General features: G+C 40.5%; 18 protein-coding genes. 15 read left to right on the top strand and 3 right to left on the bottom strand.

What is annotated here, in order from left to right; genetic code table 11:
• The first annotated feature begins 3 nt into the window (after positions 1–3).
• The 6 genes from dksA (at position 4) to hypD (ending at position 5,095) form a co-directional block, all read left to right on the top strand.
• On the top strand, positions 4–396 hold the full coding sequence (gene dksA / locus ACWIUO_RS04620) for an RNA polymerase-binding protein DksA (RefSeq protein WP_454176753.1): 393 nt from the start codon (positions 4–6) through the stop codon (positions 394–396).
• 139 nt (positions 397–535) lie between these two features.
• Positions 536–1,813, top strand: coding sequence for a hypothetical protein (locus ACWIUO_RS04615; RefSeq protein WP_454176752.1), 1,278 nt, complete (start codon positions 536–538; stop codon positions 1,811–1,813).
• 212 nt (positions 1,814–2,025) lie between these two features.
• Positions 2,026–2,778 carry a hydrogenase nickel incorporation protein HypB gene (hypB, locus tag ACWIUO_RS04610; protein WP_454176751.1) on the top strand — a complete coding sequence of 251 codons (753 nt, stop codon included), beginning with the start codon at positions 2,026–2,028 and terminating at the stop codon, positions 2,776–2,778.
• 170 nt (positions 2,779–2,948) lie between these two features.
• Positions 2,949–3,251, top strand: a complete 303-nt coding sequence (locus ACWIUO_RS04605) for a HypC/HybG/HupF family hydrogenase formation chaperone (protein ID WP_454176750.1) — start codon at positions 2,949–2,951, stop codon at positions 3,249–3,251.
• Complete coding sequence (locus ACWIUO_RS04600; RefSeq protein ID WP_454176749.1) at positions 3,248–3,889, top strand: DUF2147 domain-containing protein; 642 nt, start codon at positions 3,248–3,250, stop codon at positions 3,887–3,889. Before ACWIUO_RS04605 ends, ACWIUO_RS04600 begins: the two co-directional genes overlap by 4 nt.
• A gap of 30 nt (positions 3,890–3,919) precedes the next feature.
• Positions 3,920–5,095, top strand: coding sequence for a hydrogenase formation protein HypD (gene hypD, locus ACWIUO_RS04595; protein ID WP_454176748.1), 1,176 nt, complete (start codon positions 3,920–3,922; stop codon positions 5,093–5,095).
• An 87-nt stretch (positions 5,096–5,182) separates the two neighbouring features.
• Here the strand turns inward: hypD and ACWIUO_RS04590 are convergent, their stop codons facing one another.
• On the bottom strand, positions 5,183–5,830 hold the full coding sequence (locus ACWIUO_RS04590; protein WP_454176747.1) for an outer membrane beta-barrel protein: 648 nt from the start codon (positions 5,828–5,830) through the stop codon (positions 5,183–5,185).
• Positions 5,831–6,118: 288 nt separating this feature from the next.
• On the opposite strand from ACWIUO_RS04590, the gene ileS reads away from it, so the two are divergent.
• From ileS to ACWIUO_RS04560, 6 genes are all read left to right on the top strand, one after another.
• Positions 6,119–8,953, top strand: coding sequence for an isoleucine--tRNA ligase (ileS, locus tag ACWIUO_RS04585; RefSeq protein WP_454176746.1), 2,835 nt, complete (start codon positions 6,119–6,121; stop codon positions 8,951–8,953).
• A gap of 63 nt (positions 8,954–9,016) precedes the next feature.
• Positions 9,017–9,802 carry an imidazole glycerol phosphate synthase subunit HisH gene (hisH, locus tag ACWIUO_RS04580; RefSeq protein WP_454176745.1) on the top strand — a complete coding sequence of 262 codons (786 nt, stop codon included), beginning with the start codon at positions 9,017–9,019 and terminating at the stop codon, positions 9,800–9,802.
• A gap of 122 nt (positions 9,803–9,924) precedes the next feature.
• Positions 9,925–11,568, top strand: coding sequence for a saccharopine dehydrogenase family protein (locus tag ACWIUO_RS04575; protein WP_454176744.1), 1,644 nt, complete (start codon positions 9,925–9,927; stop codon positions 11,566–11,568).
• A gap of 9 nt (positions 11,569–11,577) precedes the next feature.
• Positions 11,578–12,003 (top strand): restriction endonuclease, encoded by a 426-nt coding sequence (locus ACWIUO_RS04570; RefSeq protein ID WP_454176743.1) that lies wholly within the window; start codon positions 11,578–11,580, stop codon positions 12,001–12,003.
• A 223-nt stretch (positions 12,004–12,226) separates the two neighbouring features.
• Positions 12,227–12,586, top strand: coding sequence for a hypothetical protein (locus tag ACWIUO_RS04565; protein ID WP_454176742.1), 360 nt, complete (start codon positions 12,227–12,229; stop codon positions 12,584–12,586).
• The gene (locus ACWIUO_RS04560; protein WP_454176741.1) at positions 12,583–13,134 is read left to right on the top strand and encodes an ImmA/IrrE family metallo-endopeptidase; all 552 of its coding nucleotides are present in this window, start codon (positions 12,583–12,585) and stop codon (positions 13,132–13,134) included. The genes ACWIUO_RS04565 and ACWIUO_RS04560 overlap by 4 nt, the downstream gene beginning before the upstream one ends.
• A gap of 2 nt (positions 13,135–13,136) precedes the next feature.
• Here ACWIUO_RS04560 and ACWIUO_RS04555 read toward each other — a convergent pair whose 3' ends face one another.
• Both ACWIUO_RS04555 and ACWIUO_RS04550 read right to left on the bottom strand, forming a co-directional pair.
• Positions 13,137–13,877 carry a hypothetical protein gene (locus tag ACWIUO_RS04555; RefSeq protein ID WP_454176740.1) on the bottom strand — a complete coding sequence of 247 codons (741 nt, stop codon included), beginning with the start codon at positions 13,875–13,877 and terminating at the stop codon, positions 13,137–13,139.
• A complete protein-coding gene (locus ACWIUO_RS04550) occupies positions 13,864–15,780 on the bottom strand; it encodes an N-6 DNA methylase (RefSeq protein ID WP_454176739.1) in 1,917 nt (638 codons plus the stop codon). Before ACWIUO_RS04550 ends, ACWIUO_RS04555 begins: the two co-directional genes overlap by 14 nt.
• 98 nt (positions 15,781–15,878) lie before the next feature.
• Between ACWIUO_RS04550 and ACWIUO_RS04545 the strand changes: the two genes are divergently transcribed.
• From ACWIUO_RS04545 to ACWIUO_RS04535, 3 genes are all read left to right on the top strand, one after another.
• Complete coding sequence (locus ACWIUO_RS04545) at positions 15,879–17,189, top strand: hypothetical protein (protein ID WP_454176738.1); 1,311 nt, start codon at positions 15,879–15,881, stop codon at positions 17,187–17,189.
• A 95-nt stretch (positions 17,190–17,284) separates the two neighbouring features.
• Positions 17,285–17,887: an HAD family hydrolase gene (locus ACWIUO_RS04540; protein WP_454176737.1), complete on the top strand. Its 603-nt coding sequence runs from the start codon at positions 17,285–17,287 to the stop codon at positions 17,885–17,887.
• Between the two features lie 84 nt (positions 17,888–17,971).
• Positions 17,972–18,133 carry a hypothetical protein gene (locus ACWIUO_RS04535; protein ID WP_454176736.1) on the top strand — a complete coding sequence of 54 codons (162 nt, stop codon included), beginning with the start codon at positions 17,972–17,974 and terminating at the stop codon, positions 18,131–18,133.
• Positions 18,134–18,148 lie beyond the last annotated feature (15 nt).

Raw genomic sequence — 18,148 nt, 5'->3', positions numbered from 1 at the left:
ACAATGCCAGCACCTAAGGACATTAGGGAATTTAGAGAAGTATTGCAAAGTAGGCATAAAAGTTTGTTAGAGATTTTGCATTCTCGCAATGGAAATATCAAAGATTTGCATTCAAGCGCGCTAAAAGATAGTAGCGATTTGGCAGTGGCGCATATTCAAGGACAGCTTGATTGTTTAATCATTGAAAAATATGCTTTAGAATTGCAAGAGGTTGAAAATTCGTTGCAAAAGATTGTGGATGGGACTTATGGGATTTGTGAAATGTGTGATGATGAGATAGGCACAGATAGGCTTAGGGCAAAGCCACACGCGCGGTATTGTATCGATTGTCGTGAGGTGTATGAAAAATCCCAAAAAGCAAGCGAGCTAAAATCTAGCGAACAAACAAGCGAGTAGGGAGTGAATAGGGCAGGATAAAATCTATCGTGCAAATGAGCGACAAAAAATGGCGACAAAAATGAATGCCAAAAGTCAAAAAACTTAAAAAGTCAAAATTTGTAAGCCTAAAAGATAAAGTCAAAATCAAGGAGTGAAGTTGAAATATAAATACTACGCGTTGTTTTCGTTGTTTTTTATCATAGCGGTGTATATCACGGCATATATGAGTATGGGTGGGGAGGAGCATAGCGCATTTGGGATTAGCCTGCCTTTTGCTATGTGGATAGTGCTGATTTTGGCTGTGTTTTTTGTTTGTAGTTCGCTATTTTTTGCGTATAGCTGGGTGCGCTCACTTATCATTCGTAGAAATAACTATGAGGATTTGGATTCTCTCATTTCCCAAGTTTTATACCAAGCTACGCAAAATGAGCCAAAAACGCTATCTTTGCAAGATTTGCAAGAGGTAGTTTTGGCAAATGATACAACGGCTACGCAAAACGAACGCATTTCTAGCACGCATAGCACAAATGCCAAAAACCAAAATCTAAAAACGACATTACCAAAGCTAAGCCAAAATCCTCATCAAAATAAGCTACAAAATCAACTGCTAGATACTGCCTCTTTGGTGGCAAATGCGATAAATGTTACCCCAAATTTTGTTTCTAAGTTTATCGATAGATTTTCTAGCAAATACGCTAAGCCATCGCCAAATACGATAAAAAACCCTCATCTTCGCACGCTCTCACTCATTATTTCGCGCTTTGATTTAGTGCCAAATTTGGATTCTAGTGAATGTGGCAACTCACGCATAGATAAGCTTTTTGCGCGATTTATTAGCATAAAAAATGGCAAGTATGAGGAAATACACAAATATCGTTTGTCGGTGGATTCTCCATTTGTGATTAAAAATTGGCAAAACTACGCGCTAAAATCCGCCAAAAACGCGCTTGAAGTCATAAAAGACCCGCATAAACCCACGCTAGCTAGGCGATTTGCGCTCAAAGTCATCTGCGAGGGTGGCGTGCCAAAAGAGATAAAAAAAGCCCTTGAAGTGCAAGATTATTTAGACAAACCATCTCTTCACAATGCCTTGCAAACTTGCTTAATGCTAGAATCTTGCCCGCTAGATTCTAGCCAAATCATCGCGCTAGGCGATGGGGTGGGGTTTGATAGCGATGATTATTTGGAGCTAGCAAAAGCCACGCATAGCGGGCTAAGCCCTGATAAATGGCTACGGGTTTTTAGCGATTTGAGCGATAAGAGTGAGCGGCTACATAAGGCGTTTGTGTTTGTCCTGCTAGAGCTAGAAATGATAGATAGGGCTACGCGTGAGATACAATCTAGCCGAAATAGCGAGGATATGAGAGGGGTGGTGGCGTATATGGAGCTAAAAAAGGCAAGCAAAGAAAACTATCCTCTAAAGATGTTTTTGTAGCAAAATCTATTTTTTTTTGGCATTTTTTGGCATTGTATGAAATGCAGGTGTCGCATAGATTTTGCCTTTTTTGCAGTCGCGCTAAAAATCGTTTAATTTCGCTACAAAAAGGCTAAGATTTGCAAAAAAAAGCAATGTTTTAAAAAATGCCATAGATTTTATTTTTGGCATTCTAACCGCCCAAGACACTATTTAAAAAAGGAAAATCCACAATGAGATTCACACAAAATCCAAATCTAACCCCCAAGTCCGTAGAGATAGTCAAAAAAGTGCTAAGCAACAATGACAAAAAAGCCCTCCAAATGAAAGAGCGATACGCACAAGATGGGCTATATGTGATAAACCTTATGAGTTCGGCAGGCAGTGGCAAGACGACATTGTTAGAATCCCTTGCAGATTTAGACAACAATGCAGACAATGTAAAATCTAGCTTTGATTTTGAGCAAGATTTTCGCTTCGCCGTCATAGAGGGGGATTTGCAGACAAATCGCGATGCCAAAAGGCTTCAAGCCAAAGGCGTGCAAGCCTATCAAATCCTAACAGGAGAGGCGTGCCACCTAGATGCCACTATGATAGAGGGCGCGTATAATAGCCTAAAATCTAGCAATGCCTTAGAAAATATCGAATATCTTTTTATCGAAAATGTGGGGAATCTTGTCTGCCCAGCTAGCTATAATCTAGGAGCGGATATAAATATCGTGCTTTTATCCACGCCAGAGGGCGATGACAAGGTGCTAAAATACCCCACGATGTTTTTATGTGCAGATGCGATTATCATCTCTAAAATCGATTTATTGGAGCATTTTAGCTTTGATTTGGAGCGGGTGCGGAGCGATTTATCACGGCTAAAAAAAGGCGTGCCGATATTTCTTGTAAGCAAGCGCAATGCAGAATCTATCCAAAAAGTGCGCGAATTTATTGTTGATTGTAAAATGAGAGGGTATCATTCTAAACATAGATTTTAGAGAATTTGGATTTTTAGGGATTTTCGATTTTTTGATATTTTTTGATTTTGTAGAATCCTAATTGGAATCCTAAAATAAAGCCTAAAATCAAAGCACAACACTAAGCCAACATTAACCAACACCAAAACCACACTAAGCCCAAAATCAAAGCCCAATCAAAAGGAGTGCAAATGTGCCTAGCTATCCCCTCAAAAGTCATCGCCATAGACAAAGCTAGCAATACCGCCACGATAGAAACGCTAGGCGTTAGCAGAGAGGCAAGCCTAGATTTGATGCAAGAGGAAGTCAAAATCGGCGAATATGTGTTGCTACATATCGGCTATGTGATGAGCAAAATCGATACGGATTCTGCCCTAGAATCTATAAAGCTATACGAACAAATCATAGAAAATATGGACGATGAGGAAGAGTATATAGATGAAGCATACAACACAGCGCAAAGCACAAGCCACACACTAAAGGAGCGCAAATGAAACAAATCCAAAATCATACACAAAATCATACGAGCAAAAAAAATGCAGAAACAAAAATGATAGGCAAAAAAATGGGCAAAAATGCGTTATGGATTTTATCTAGCGTGTTTTTGTGTGCGTATTTGCCTAGCATAGCCCTAGCAAAAGAATGCTCACTAGGGGTAAAATCTAAGCATTACAAAACCCACATAGGCAAAAGCGGGCGACAAAGTATCGTGGAGTTTTTTACCAAAGGTAGCCAAGCCAAAACCAAAATCTATGCCTATGGCTATGCAAATGTCGATGGTAGCGGACCCAAAAAAGACATAAAAAACCCAAATCCTAAACTAAGAGAGCGCGTGGATAAAGGAGCGGTATTTGTCTATGGGCTTTCAAAGGTGGATAATGACAAATGCGTCTATGAGGGTGGCGAAGTGTATAACTATGATGATGGCAAGACTTACCACCTAAAAATCACCATAGAATCTAGCGGAAATCTAACCCTCCGCGCTAGCCTAGATAAAAATGGTTGGCTAGGTGAGACGCTTGTTTGGACGCCATTAGGTGAAAGCGATATTGCAAAATATGAGGGCGAAAAGCCTGATTTTAGTGTGGTTGAGACTTCGTATAACGCATTGCCTGCAAACTTTAAGCCATAATGCCACTACAATTTATAAAAGCAAATACAAATGCCACACAACGATTCTAGCCCCATAGCAAACAAAAAAGCTAACAAAGACTTAAGCACCGCGCTTTTGCTAGATGGATTTCGCCAAAGAGAGACAATCCTAGCTCTAGCTAAGCAAATCTGCGAAAAGGCAAAAGAGCTAAAAACACCGCTAAAAATGATGGAAGTGTGCGGGGGGCATACTCACACGCTTATGCGATATGGGCTAAAGGGGCTTTTGCCTAAAAATATCGAGTGCATACACGGACCGGGCTGTCCTGTGTGCGTGATGCCAAAATCCCGCATAAACCAAGCCTACACCATCGCTATGCAGCCAAATGTGATTTTGCTAACCTTAGGCGATATGCTAAAAGTCCCGGGGAGCAATGGCTCACTCCAAGACGCACGCGCAAAAGGGGCTGATGTGCGCTTCCTCTACTCCCCAGCCCAAGCCCTCCAAATCGCGCTAGAAAATCCAAGCAAAAAAGTCGTATTTTTTGCCATAGGGTTTGAGACGACTACGCCTATGAGCGCGGCATTATTAGCACGCACCATAGAGGCAAAATGCCAAAATCTATTTTTTCATATCAACCATATTTTAGTCCCACCACCGCTAGAGGCGATATTAGATTCCAAAGATTGCGCGATAAACGCGCTTATCGCGCCCTCCCATGTGAGCGTCATCACGGGGGCGAAAATCTATGCGCCATTGCTAGAAAAATATCAAATCCCAATCGTTGTGAGTGGGTTTGAGCCTGTGGATATGATGCAAAGTATCGCTATGCTAGCCACCCAAGCCATAGAGTTGCAAAAAGGTGGCAAAGCAAGACTAGAAGTCCAATACACTCGCGCAGTCAATATGCAGGGCAATCTAAAAGCCCAAGAATTAGTAGAAACATATTTTGAAATCGCCCCTAGCTTTGAATGGCGTGGGCTAGGGGAAGTGGCACATTCTAGCTTAAAATTGCGTGATAAATATAGCGCGTATGACGCATTAAGGGAGTTTGAAAGCGTGCTAGATTTTACCCCCATAGCGGATAATAAAGCCTGTCGCTGTGGGGATATATTGCGCGGAGTGGCAAAACCGCTAGATTGCAAAGTGTTTGGCAAATCTTGCGTGCCAAGCCACCCGCTAGGTAGCTGTATGGTAAGCTCTGAAGGGGCTTGCGCAGCGTATTATAAATACGGCGCGTGCTAAGCGATTAACAATGATAGAATCTATCAAAAGACTTGAAAAGACTTCAAAAACTTCAAACAAATTTCAAAAGTTTCAAACAAAAAAACTCTAAAAACTCATCGTGTAGCGGATAGCTGTGGTATATGGATAATAAATACTAGCACTTCCATTGCTAGGTTTTAGCGTTGTGCCAAAAAGTGTAGTTGATTCTAGTCGCAGAGTCTCTACAATCTCTATGGTATGGATTGTGGCAAAATTTACACGCAAACCAATATTTAACGCCACATTAAATGAAGTAGCTTCTGTGAAATGCACATTGATTGTGTCTGTGCCGATAGTGATAGGTTTGCTACTGTAGCTAATCCCTCCAATCCCAACTCCCACAAATCCACCAAAATCTACATTTTCCTTAGCGATAAAATTCCCAAGAAAATCGATATTTGCATTGTAGATAAATGGCTCTACCCACGATTGTTTATCATCGCTAAGGCTAAAATATGCACTGCCCAATCTAGCATAATATCGCAATCCAACATAGTCATTGAAAAACTGCTTATATCCAAAGACAACCCCCCAATCATACCCAACGCTAACTCTGCTTTCCTCTTTAGGCTTTGATTGCAAATCTTTTGTTTTTAGGGTTGCTACGCCTATATTAGCCAGCTCTATGCCTACAAATCCGCCACTTTTTTCTGCAAACGCGCTCGCGCTAAAACATAACCCAATGCCTAATGCTACTAAATGTTTGTTTGCCATTTTGTATCCTTTTTTGTGAAATTAGAGGCATTATTTTACCCCCCCCCTTTTTAAAATTTGCTTAACTTTAAAGCAATTTTTAAATTTTTTAAAAAAATCTTACAAAGCATATAGATTGATTATGCTGGCAAAAATGGAGCAAAATACGATTTGCTATTTTTGATTTTGCTATTTTTATGCGGGCTAAAAAAGGCATTTTTTGGCTACAATATCGTTTTGATTTTCGCAACGCAAGTAGGGGTTTTAACAAAAACGACTTTACGCAAAAAGCGCGCAAAAAGGACAAAAATGGATTATAAAGACACTTTATTGCTTCCAAAGAGTGATTTTCCTATGCGGGGAAATCTCCCACAAAATGAGCCAAAAATCTATGAAAAATGGCAAAAAAACTCCACCGCTTACAAAAAAATGTCTCACAATGCAAATCCTGCCCAAAAGCCCTTTACTCTGCACGATGGACCACCTTATGCAAATGGCAATCTCCACATAGGACACGCCCTAAATAAAATCTTAAAAGACATTGTCATAAAGACGCATTTTTTTGATGGGCAAAGTGTGCGCTACACGCCGGGCTGGGACTGCCACGGACTGCCTATCGAGCAGCAAGTAGAAAAATCGCTAGGCAAAGATGAGCAAGGAAGGGCAAAAAAAGATAACTTGCCAAAATCCAAAATCCGCGAACTCTGTCGCGCCCACGCCGCTAAATACTTAGCGATTCAATCAAGTGAATTTCAGCAAATGGGCGTTATCGGGGATTTTGAAAATCCATATAAGACGATGGATTTTGCATTTGAGGCAAATATCTATCGCACGCTTTGTGAGGTGGCAAAAAAGGGGCTACTCTCCACCCGCTCTAAGCCGATATTTTGGAGCTGGGCTGCTAGAAGCGCGCTAGCAGAAGCGGAGGTGGAGTATAAGGATAAAGAGGATTTTAGCATTTTTGTAGGATTTGCCCTCACGCAAGAGTCTAAACGCAAGCTAGGCTTAGAATCGCTAGAATCTAGCATAGAATCTAAAAACGGGCAAAAAGGCGAGATAAAAGCGGTGATATGGACTACTACGCCTTGGACGCTTGTGGCAAATCAAGCAATCGCGCTAAATCCAAATGAAATCTATGTCATCACAAAAGAGGGCTTTATCTTGGCAAAGCCTTTGCTAGAATCGCTTATGCAAAATGGCTTGACAAGCGGGGAGATTTTGCGTGAAATCCCTGCAAAAGAGCTTGAATACTGCGAAGCGATAAACCCGCTAAATAAGCGAAAATCTGTGCTTTTGCTAGGGGGGCATGTGCTTATGGAGGGAGGAAGTGGGCTAGTGCATACTGCGCCGGGGCACGGAGAAGATGACTACTTTTTGTGGCTAAGATACGCGGGAGAATCCGCGCTAATACCATACAATCCCACGCAGATTTTAATGCCTGTAGATGATAGGGGTTGCTATGATGAGTCTTTGCGTGAGTTTGGGCTTTTGCCTAGCGAGGTGGTGGGGGATTTTGTGGGGTTGCATATTTTTAAGGCAAATGAGAAGCTACTATCTTTGCTAGGGGAAAATCTAATCTCTAGTTCTAAATTTATCCACTCATATCCGCATTGTTGGCGCACGCACGAGCCTGTGATATATCGGGCGACAAAGCAATGGTTTATTTTGATGGATAAGCCATTTTTAAATGGCAAGTCTTTGCGAGAAGTCGCGCTAGATGCGATAAGCAAGACAAAATTTTACCCACAGAGCGGGCGCAATCGCATAAAAGCGATGATAGAAAATCGCCCTGATTGGTGTATCTCTAGGCAAAGGGATTGGGGCGTGCCTATCGCGTTTTTTATCGACAAAGAGAGCGGAGAGCCACTGCTTGATAGCGCAGTGCTAGAATCTATCGCGCAAATCTTTGAAAAAGAGGGCTGTGATGCGTGGTGGGAGCGCGAGATAGAAGAGCTACTCCCACCTAGCCACAAAGCAAACGCACACAAATACGAAAAATGCGAGCATATACTAGATGTGTGGTTTGATAGCGGTAGCACTTGGAATGCCGTGCTAAAAAGCGGAATCTATAATGCGGGGGAATACCCTAGCGATATGTATTTGGAGGGGAGCGACCAGCATAGAGGGTGGTTTCAAAGCTCTCTTTTGCTAAGTTGCGCGCTAAATGGATATGCGCCGTATAAAGCCGTGCTTACACACGGATTTACGATGGACGCACAAGGGCGCAAGATGAGCAAATCGCTAGGCAATGTGGTGCTTCCTCAAGAGGTGCTAAAACAATATGGAAGCGAGATTTTGCGGCTTTGGGCGGCATTAAGCGATTATCAAAATGACCAAAAGATTTCCCCTGACATACTAAAACAAGTAAGCGAGCAGTATAAAAAAATCCGCAATACGATTCGGTTTCTTATGGCAAATGTAAATGATTTGGATTCTCTTAGCGATGAGGGGGATTTGGGGCAAGTAGATAGATTTATTTTAAGCAGGGCTTTTAGCACATTTAGCGAGGTTAGGGCGCATTTTAGGGAGTATGATTTTATCGCTGCTATGCAGATTTTGTCATTTTTTATTAGCAATGAGCTAAGCGGAATCTACTTAGATTTGTGCAAAGATAGTTTGTATTGTGATGAGAAAAATAGCAAAGAGCGCAGGGCTAGTCAGAGCGTGATGGCAGTGATTTTGAGTCATTTATGTCATATATTAGCACCTATTCTTACTTACACGATAGATGAGGCATTATCTTACGCGCCTAAGATTTTGGGGGTAGATGATGTGTTTAGTCTAAAACCTTTGATGGCTTATGATAAGGCTTTTGACAAAAAGAAAGGGGAGGTGGATTTTGCGCCATTGCTTGAATTGCGTAATAAGTTTAATGAAATCCTTGATGGGCTAAAAAAAGATGGCGTAGTAAAATCTGGGCTTGAGCTGTGTGTGGAGGGGGAATTTGGAGATTTCAAAGAAGTGGCAAAATGGCTAATAATAAGTGAGAGTCAAACAAAGGGAGAAAAAATCGCTTCGCTAGAAATAGATGGCAAGACTTATACCATACACAAAAGCGCGGAGTGCAAATGCGAGCGGTGCTGGCGATATATGGCAAAATCTAGTGGCGGGCTATGTGCGCGGTGTGCGAAAGTCGTGGGCTAGATTTCCTAAATACGCTAAGGCAAAATCTAGCCAAAACTTTTATGTAGCAAAATCTTAACAGAAATGAAAACACAAAAAATCGCCCTTATCGACTATGGTGCGGGGAATCTTGGCAGTGTCAAAAATGCGTTTGCATATCTTGGTGCAAGTATCAAGCTAGAATCTAATCCGCACAAATTGCGCGAATATGACAAAGTGATTTTACCCGGTGTGGGGGCGTTTGGCGATGTGGCAGAGCTAGTGAAAAAAAGTGGCTTTGATAGCGCGATAGTGGATTTTGCACGCAGTGGGAAATATCTGCTTGGGATTTGTCTAGGTATGCAGTTATTGTTTGACAAAAGCTATGAGTTTGGCGAGCATAGCGGGCTAGGGCTTTTGAGTGGCGAGATAGTGAGGTTTGGAGAGTCTTTGCGCGTCCCTCACATAGGGTGGAATCAAAATTTTTTTTCTTGCTCTTATGAAGAGGATTTAGAAAGCCTCTCTTATGCTGATGTCTGCGCTAATGTCGCAAAAAGTGGTGGCTCTACTCACGCGCTTTTGGCAGATATACCAAATGGCGCGTATCTTTATTTCGTGCATTCATACTACGCTAGCAATGTCAAAAAAAGCGAGGTTTTGGCGTGGTGCAAATATGGAGAGGCTAGCAAGAGATTTTATGATTTTTGTGATGAGAATAGCGTGGGCAAAAGTAGCGCAGGCAAAGATAGCGCGCTAGATGAGGGCAAAAAGGCGTTTGCTGTGGAGTTTCCTTCTATTGTCGCAAAAGATAATGTGCTAGGCGTGCAGCCTCACCCTGAAAAAAGCCATTCAAATGGCTTGCAAATATTGCAAAATTTCTTAAAACTTTAAGCGGATTTTGGTGCGGATTTTGACACGATAGCACATTGCTAGGGCTTTAAGAAGTTTTGCTAAAATCGTTTATAAAAATTTAAAGCAAACTTTTAGGAAAATCTACTTATAAGGAGTCCAAAATGGCGTGTGTATTGCAAATCGGAGCAGGTGGCGTAGGTGGCGTAGTCGCGCACAAAATGGCGATGAATCGGGTAAAAAATAATCCGTCATTGCGAGGGAGCGAAGCGACCGAAGCAATCCAAAAAAATCAAATGGATTGCCACGAATCTGCGACTTTTGACAAAATCGCAGATTCTCGCAATGACAAAAACAACGAATCAAAAGGCACATTTTCACGCATCGTGCTTGCTTCGCGCACTTTGAGTAAATGTAAGGCAATCGCAGAATCTATCCGCGCAAAAGGCTTTGGCGAGATTGAGATTGACGAAGTAGATGCTAATAGCGTGGAATCGGTGGTGGCTTTGATAGAAAAATATCGCCCAAAACTTGTGGTAAATGTGGCGTTGCCTTATCAAGATTTGGCGATTATGGAGGCGTGCTTGCGCACGAAAACGCATTATTTAGACACGGCAAATTATGAGCACCCAGATAGCGCGCACTTTGAGTATAAGGAGCAGTGGGCTTATGATACGCGCTACAAGGAAGCGGGGATTTTCGCGCTTTTGGGGAGTGGCTTTGACCCGGGCGTTACAAATGTTTTTTGTGCGTATGCGCAAAAGCATTATTTTGATGAGATTCATAGTATCGATATTTTGGACTGCAATGCAGGCGACCACGGATACGCGTTTGCGACAAATTTTAACCCTGAAATCAATTTGCGTGAGGTGAGTAGCAAGGGGAGATTTTGGGTGAAAAATGGCGTGGATTTGGCAAATCCCCCCTCCCTTGCGGAGGGGGCTAGGGGGTGGGTAGATTCTACAAGTTTGGAGGCGAATCTCACGCTAAACCCCGATTTGCAAGAGGATAAAATTTATCGCAAATTTGAGAGAGAGGAAAAGCATTTTGCATTAGAATCAAACACGCAAGATTTGCAAAATCAAAGCTACTTTGGCGGACAATGGAGGGACATTGCGCCATTATCGCTTATGAAAGAGTGGGACTATCTAGGCGTGGGCGTGAAAAACAGCTACTTGCTCTACCACGAGGAGCTAGAATCGCTAATCCGCAACATAAAGGGCTTGCGCAAAATCCGCTTTTTTATGACATTTGGCGAATCCTACCTAACGCATATGAAATGCCTAGAAAATGTCGGGCTTTTGAGAATCGATGAAGTCGCACACAAAGGGGGCAAAATCATTCCAATCGAAGTGCTAAAAACGCTACTGCCAGACCCAGCGAGCCTAGCCCCGCGCACCAAAGGGCAAACGCATATCGGCTGCTACATAAAGGGCATAAAAGATGGCGCGGAGCGGACAATCTATATTTACAACATTTGCGAGCACGAAAAATGCTATGAGGAAGTGGGCGCACAGGGGGTTAGCTACACCACAGGTGTGCCTGCGATGATAGGGGCGAAGCTAATCTGTGAGGGCAAATGGGGAGTGGGGTGTGAGAAAAATATAAGTGGCGCAAATAATGATGATATGCCAAAAGGCGGGGAATTTCAGGGCGTGGATTCGACACAGGGCGCGGGAGTTTGGAATATGGAGCAAAATAACCCCGACTTTTTTATGCGCGAACTAAATACGCAAGGTTTGCCTTATGTCGTGGTGGAGTTTGATTCAAATGGCAAGCCAAAAATCCTAGAAGACGGACGCAAATAAGGAAAAACAATGCTAGAAATATCAGTCTTTTTGATAGTGATAGGATATTTGTCGTGGCGATTTTTCTTTAAACCGCTCAAAAGGCGTCATAAACGATATAAAAGTAGCGATTACAAAAAAGCGTTTAAGTGGCATAATAAGCGAGATTTTAAAAACAAGCAAAAAGGCGATAAATACGAGCGACAAATCGGCAAAGAATACCAAAATAACGGCTACAAAGTGTATTTTAAAGGGCTAAAAGAGGGCAAAAGTGATAATGGCATCGATTTAGTCGCATACAAGGGCGATGAAGCGGTGTTAATCCAATGCAAAAATTGGGAACGCACGCAAGTCAAACAAGAGCAGTTGCGGATTTTTCTAGGGGATTGCACGAGCTATATCGAAAAAAAAATCAACGCGTGTTTGCCAACAAAACTATTCGCCGAGTGTTTGTAACGAGTTGCGAAAATATCGATTATGGTGTGAAAAAATTTGTAGAGGAAAATGAGATGGAATATAAGGTCGTTGCATATAATGGGTAATTGCAAATACGATAAAAACTAATGTAAATATGTGTGTTTTTTGGATATTGTGTAAAAACCTTATAAATTATTAACCGCGATTTTATCTTTGTTATATTAAAATTATTGTGCGATGACTTACGACAAAGGACATAAAAGTGGAACAAACAATCGTTGCCGATTCAAATATTATAGCCATAGCCAGCTCGTATATTAGTTATGCTAATACACTTTTAGTTTTTGCAGCGGTGTTAATAGCCATATTAACCATTGGACTAACAATGTATTACAACAGAGAACAAGTAAAAGTTATCAAAGAAACTACAAACAATATTTTAGAAAAAATATCACAAGATGACAATTTGCGAGATAATTTTATACAAAAAATTCTATCAAATAAAGATTTTCAGCAACAATTTGAAGCAATGGTGGATATACATATACAAGATAAAATGGACGATATAGCCGAAAAGACAAATAAAGAGGAAGAAAAAAATGAGGTAGGAGAGCTAAAATGAAACTTGAATACATAAAAGGAAAAACAGCAAGCGAGATTTTGGAAATATTAGAAATGGTTGAGCCACCGTTTAATCCTTATGACATCGCAGATAAATTAAGAATCGTTGTCAAAGAAACATTAGATTTTGATAAACTAGATACAGAGGGACAAATTTATGTTAATAATAAGAATGAGCCAGAAATTTGGATTAACCCAATTAAATCCGAAAATAGACGCAGATTCACACTAGCACACGAAATAGGACATTTGGTTAATGACATTTTACCAAGTGTGGATAATCCAATTATTGATAGATATGAGACGCTTTATCGAAGTAACAAAATCGGTGGCATAGAGACTAAAGCCAATAGGTTTGCAGCACAGCTTTTAATGCCAGCTAAGCACATAAATCAGTTTTTACTTGAGTATATTGATAAAAAATCTAGACCAAGCGCAAAAGAAGCAATTAGTTTAGTTTCTGCAAAATTTGAAGTTTCAAAAAGTGCGGTGTTTCATAGGTTTAAAAATTTAGGTATAGTCGCACAAGATTATGAATATCCATTCTAGCTTTATTTCCCGCCCCTCTCTTTGATTTTTTTCAAAATCTCGCGCACTCCTACTTCATAGATTTTAAATTCTGCGATATTGCTCTCTTTTAGCCACAACTGCCCCTCGCCTACATTGCCTCTATGCTGTCCTATCGAATAATATTTATTGCTTGCCACCTCATCGCTTGAAAGCACAAAATAGCGGATTTTATCCCTCCACACCGCAATCCACACAAACACATCACAACAAGCAGGTTTAATCTGCTGAAAATTCATATCAAAGCCTTCAACCGAATCACTTGATAAGGCTTTGATGATAAGCGAATCGCCACTTTTTCGCTTTACTGCACGAGAGGCTTTGACTTCGATTCGTATGCCACCTTTTTTACAATTTTTATCTGCAAGCCAAAAATCATACTGCCCATTATAATGTGGGTCAAGTTTGTTTGTAGGACGCTCTAATTCTGGCACAATTTCATTTAAATGTCTTTGCGCCCACGATTCACCAAAGGTTCGTGGAGCAGTGATTTCAAAAAGATATAAATATTTATTGCGCTCTAAATAAGCATTTCTAATGTCTAAATATTCATTAAGGTTGATAGTCTCACTTGCGATTAAATGGCTAATGACAAACTCAAATTTATTAAACGGATACACGCTATATAAGTCATCTAGCGCAGTAGTGCTAAAATCTATTGCGCCATTTGTCGTGCGTTTCATCGCTATGATTTTATGCTGTAATTCTTGCTCAAGTTTTTCCATTTAGCACGCCTTTAATGTAGATTTGCTCCCTGTCTGTGATGCCAAAAATCTCATAGATTTTAGCTTGCAATTCCACCTCGCAAACATTGTCGCCATCTATGATTTTGCCTACCAAAGAAGCGATTTTGCTATCTTGGGAGCGCGTAATTTGTGGAAAAGGGAGTTGCTCTAAATTCCCTCGCAAAATCTTTATCTCGCCAAACATTATTGTATGCAAATACGCAAAAAGTTCAGAATTTAAAAAGCCAAGTGCGGTTTTTATAGACATATTTGGAATGCGCGGGATAAGGATATTTGCGCTATTTAGAAACAACGCCCCGCTATTATTGTATGCAAAAACAAGTTTGTTTGAGATAAATTTATACACAAGTTTTTCGCTCACTCGATACACTTCATCTTTTGCCACCTGCTGAAATTTCGCCCTATCATAAATGATAAAATTCCGTGCTTTTTGCAAACGATATGGCACAATCTCTTTGCCCGTGTAAATCGCCTCACTGCCCAAAATCTGCTCTTTATGCAGGGCGTTTTTATTATCCCCCGTAACGATTCCTAACGCCCATATACTCGCACTTAAACTATATTTGCCCTGTGATTTTGCTTTTTTGATGATTGCTATATCTTGGTGTGATAACGCGCTAAAATTTAGATTTTGGCTTATGTAAAATGCGGATAATGGGACTTCTAGCATTTGGTTATTTTTTATGATTTTACATTTTGTTGTGGGGTTTATGTTGGCGTGAGATTTTGCTCTAGATTCTAGAATTTTATGCAGTTTTTTATGCTCCACACTCACAAACTCCGTGCTAACGCCACTAAAAATATTTGCATAATGCCTAATTTCTTGCAACGCACCATTACCCAAAATAAAAGAGCGCAAATCTTTGTGTGTTTTGACATTTAGCATTGATTTTGGGAGCAAAAATCTCATAACGCCATTTGGTTTTAGATTTTCGTAAGATTTGACAAAAAAGAGCGAAAATCGCTCGCCTGAAGTTATATGCGCTGCATAATCGCTTACAAACGATTTTTTGTTCGCTTTACAAACGCCCCACGGAGGATTAGTGCATATATAATCAAATTGTGTTTTTTGGATTGTATTTATAGTGTGAATCTCGCTACCAAACAAACTATCAACCCCGCTAGATTCTAAATAATCCGCGCAATAAATCTGCGGGCTAAAATCTAACTCGCTAAATTTTACAAACAAATTGATTTTAGCGATAAGCACAGCGATAGGGTCATTATCAATGCCAAAAATTTGCGTGGGTTTTGCATTTTTTAGGCTTAGCAAAAATGCCCCGCTTCCACAAGCAGGGTCTAGTAATATCTGTCCATTGCTAAAATCTAGGCTTTGTGTCATTGCCTTTGTAATCGCGTGTGGCGTGTAGTAAGCCCCCATAATATTTTTTTCGCCCTCATATAAAAGACATTGATAGATAAGCCCCAAAATATCGACTTCATCTTGTGGTAAGGCAAAATCTAGCAAGTCATCATAATGCGTAAAGTTATATTCTTGTAGCGTGGATTTTATATGTAGTTTATGTAGTAGATTTTTTGCTTTTAGCAAGTTTAGCGCGAGTGAGAATATAGCGTTTTGAATGGGATATTTTTTTGTGCTAATGTATTCTACTATGCGTTGAATTTGGCGTTTAATTTGTGGGATATTTTTTGTATTGCAAAAATACTCGGTTGGAATAATGCTTTTAGCAGAGAGTTTTTTATTGGCACGAGTGGTGAGTTTTTGTGCTGTGATTTGTGTGTGGTTTTTTATATTCTTATTTAGATTGTAAGTGCGCATAACACCAAGTCTTTGCCAATTTTGTTTTGTCGCAGGGGATATGAGGGAGTTTAAATGAATAGTCTTGGTATGTTGGAATGATATTTTTAGAGTCGAAGCCATAGCACTTTAACACTCCTTGTGAATTCCAAAAATTGTAGCATAACTTGTTCTAAATTTAAAAAAATACTTAATCCAAATATGTTAGAATTTTTTAGAAAATGTCAAATAAAGAGGAGCGTGAAAATATGTATTTTAAGGGAATTTTACTTTTATGTGCTATGTTTGGTTTTGTAGAGGCTTATGCACAAAAAGTGCAAAATATCGATAAGGACACAATCAATGATGCCGACATAGATAAGGTTTTGCACGCGCTGATTTTTGGCGTGGATTGTAGTGGGGGCGAAATCGCCGAGCAAAAAGCATTGCCAAAAGGCGTGATAAATGCGAGTAATAACGCCACGATTGATAGCGCGAAATACCAAGACGCAAAATCCAAAGCCATCGCCTTTAATGGCAAAATCTTGCACGGCGGGATATTTGATAGCACACAAAGTGATAACACGCAAAATCTGTATATGAGCGCGGATAGGAAAATCTCTTACACGCTAAAAGGTGTGGATTTTTACGCGCCCGATACGCAGGGCAAAAGCAACGCAATAAAAGGCACGCTTGAAGTAAAAAGCATTTGTGAAAAGCAGGGTTTTACACTTAGCAACTTCACAAACGGCGATTTTGGTATAAATCTAAGCAAGCACCCGCGCAAAGAAATCGCCATAGCCCTAAATGTCAATAAATCTATGTCGCGCTACATTGACGCGCTTATCGACATCGCGCCATTCCTCTCAAAGCATATTTTAGGCGAGAGTGGCAAGGAAAATAGCGAAAAAAATAGCGAAAAAAATAGCGATGAAAATAGCCAAAATAATCCAAGTAATGATAGGGGATTTGCCAAGATTTCGCTTATCACTTTTTCGTATAGTCGCGTAGCGGATTTGGGGACATTTTATGATGGTTCTAGCCTTACAAGTGCGCTATATAGGGCAAAAGGCATAGACTCTAAAGATAATATAGTAAATATCGCGCTGATAGAGGCTATGAAAAATTTTACCAAAGATAATGGACTAAAAAAAGAGATTTACCTAATCACAAATGGCAGCTTAGATGACCCGCACAAAGAGGAGCAAATGCTATCAATGACAAAAAATCTAAACGCAAATATTGTGAAAAATACCAAGACAAACGCTGATAATCGCGTGAAAATCCATATTTTCGCCATCACGCCATTTGCTTCGCGCAAATCCCAAAAAGCAAACATAGAGTTTCTCCAAAATCTAGCCAAAACTACGGGCGGTAGCTACAATGAGGCAAATAATCCTTATGACTTCAAAAAGCAGATTTTGACTTTGAGTAATGATGGCAAGACATTTGATATGCGCGAGATAGATGACAAAATCCGCCCGAGCAAGACGCACAAAATCTATGACCCAGATAATCCAAATGATAATGCACCCAAACACAAATACAAGTAAAATTTGCACGATACGCGCATAATAAGCGAGAAAAAACAAGCAAAATGCGATAAACACGGCAAAAACCAGACAACACCACAACAAAAGGGGACAAAATGTCAGGGCAAAACATTGCGTTTTTTGATTTTGATGGGACGATAAGTTGTGGCGATAGTCTGTGGCTATTTGTGGCGCATATTGTTGGGCGAAAAAAGCTATTTTTGGGCGTGGCTAGCCGAGTGCATATTTTGCTAGGCTACGCTCTAGGGTTTATCTCAAACACACAGGCAAAGCAGGCTTTGAGCGCGAAATTTTTCTCTCAAATCCCTGCTAGCGATTTTAGGCAACATTGCTTAGATTTCCTCCCCACGCTAGAATCTATCTGCAAAGATTCTGCCCTAGCGCGCATAGAGTGGCACAAAAAGCGCGGAGATATAGTCGTGGTGGTTAGTGCGAGCTTTGAAGAGTATATATCTGTGATATGTGAGAATCTAGGGGTGGGGTGTATCGCCACACAGCTAGAAGTGCAAAATGGCGTTTTAAGCGGGAGATTTGCTAGCAAAAACTGCTATGGGGTGCAAAAAGTGGAGCGCATAAAGCAAAAATATGATTTAAGCAAATATAGCGAAATCTATGTCTATGGCGATAGCGGAGGGGACAAAGAAATGCTAGGACTTGCAAGCGATGAAGCGCATAGATTTTATAAATATTTTAAGTAGATTTTGCGTTATTTTTCGTGTTTTTGTGTGTTTTTGTGTGGCAAAGGCGTTTAGAATCTAATCGATTTTAAATGCGTGGTATTTATGCGCTATGATTTAGCGGATATTGCAAAATCGCATTGTTGTCATAATTGCGAGCGATTAGAATCTATTTTTATGCAAAATCTAGCGCGTGGCAATCTATGCTACTTGGCAAAATTTTGTAATATTTTGCAAGTTTTAGCGTTGCTTCGCAAAAGTTTGTGAAAAGTTTGTGATGGT

This window comes from Helicobacter sp. T3_23-1056 (assembly GCF_053654535.1).
The sequence above is the reverse complement of the archived record's forward strand: the minus strand, read 5'-3'. Positions and strand labels throughout refer to the sequence as shown.

What these genes read in the sequence shown, in the direction of transcription:
- ACWIUO_RS04545 (WP_454176738.1), top strand. Translation starts at nt 15,879, where the DNA reads ATGTCAAATAAAGAGGAGCGTGAAAATATGTATTTTAAGGGAATTTTA.
- ACWIUO_RS04550 (WP_454176739.1), bottom strand. Translation starts at nt 15,780, where the DNA reads ATGGCTTCGACTCTAAAAATATCATTCCAACATACCAAGACTATTCAT.
- ACWIUO_RS04575 (WP_454176744.1), top strand. Translation starts at nt 9,925, where the DNA reads ATGGCGTGTGTATTGCAAATCGGAGCAGGTGGCGTAGGTGGCGTAGTC.
- ACWIUO_RS04600 (WP_454176749.1), top strand. Translation starts at nt 3,248, where the DNA reads ATGAAACAAATCCAAAATCATACACAAAATCATACGAGCAAAAAAAAT.
- ACWIUO_RS04560 (WP_454176741.1), top strand. Translation starts at nt 12,583, where the DNA reads ATGAAACTTGAATACATAAAAGGAAAAACAGCAAGCGAGATTTTGGAA.
- ACWIUO_RS04535 (WP_454176736.1), top strand. Translation starts at nt 17,972, where the DNA reads ATGCGCTATGATTTAGCGGATATTGCAAAATCGCATTGTTGTCATAAT.
- hisH (WP_454176745.1), top strand. Translation starts at nt 9,017, where the DNA reads ATGAAAACACAAAAAATCGCCCTTATCGACTATGGTGCGGGGAATCTT.
- ACWIUO_RS04540 (WP_454176737.1), top strand. Translation starts at nt 17,285, where the DNA reads ATGTCAGGGCAAAACATTGCGTTTTTTGATTTTGATGGGACGATAAGT.
- ACWIUO_RS04605 (WP_454176750.1), top strand. Translation starts at nt 2,949, where the DNA reads ATGTGCCTAGCTATCCCCTCAAAAGTCATCGCCATAGACAAAGCTAGC.
- hypD (WP_454176748.1), top strand. Translation starts at nt 3,920, where the DNA reads ATGCCACACAACGATTCTAGCCCCATAGCAAACAAAAAAGCTAACAAA.
- ACWIUO_RS04555 (WP_454176740.1), bottom strand. Translation starts at nt 13,877, where the DNA reads ATGGAAAAACTTGAGCAAGAATTACAGCATAAAATCATAGCGATGAAA.
- ileS (WP_454176746.1), top strand. Translation starts at nt 6,119, where the DNA reads ATGGATTATAAAGACACTTTATTGCTTCCAAAGAGTGATTTTCCTATG.
- dksA (WP_454176753.1), top strand. Translation starts at nt 4, where the DNA reads ATGCCAGCACCTAAGGACATTAGGGAATTTAGAGAAGTATTGCAAAGT.
- ACWIUO_RS04570 (WP_454176743.1), top strand. Translation starts at nt 11,578, where the DNA reads ATGCTAGAAATATCAGTCTTTTTGATAGTGATAGGATATTTGTCGTGG.
- ACWIUO_RS04590 (WP_454176747.1), bottom strand. Translation starts at nt 5,830, where the DNA reads ATGGCAAACAAACATTTAGTAGCATTAGGCATTGGGTTATGTTTTAGC.
- hypB (WP_454176751.1), top strand. Translation starts at nt 2,026, where the DNA reads ATGAGATTCACACAAAATCCAAATCTAACCCCCAAGTCCGTAGAGATA.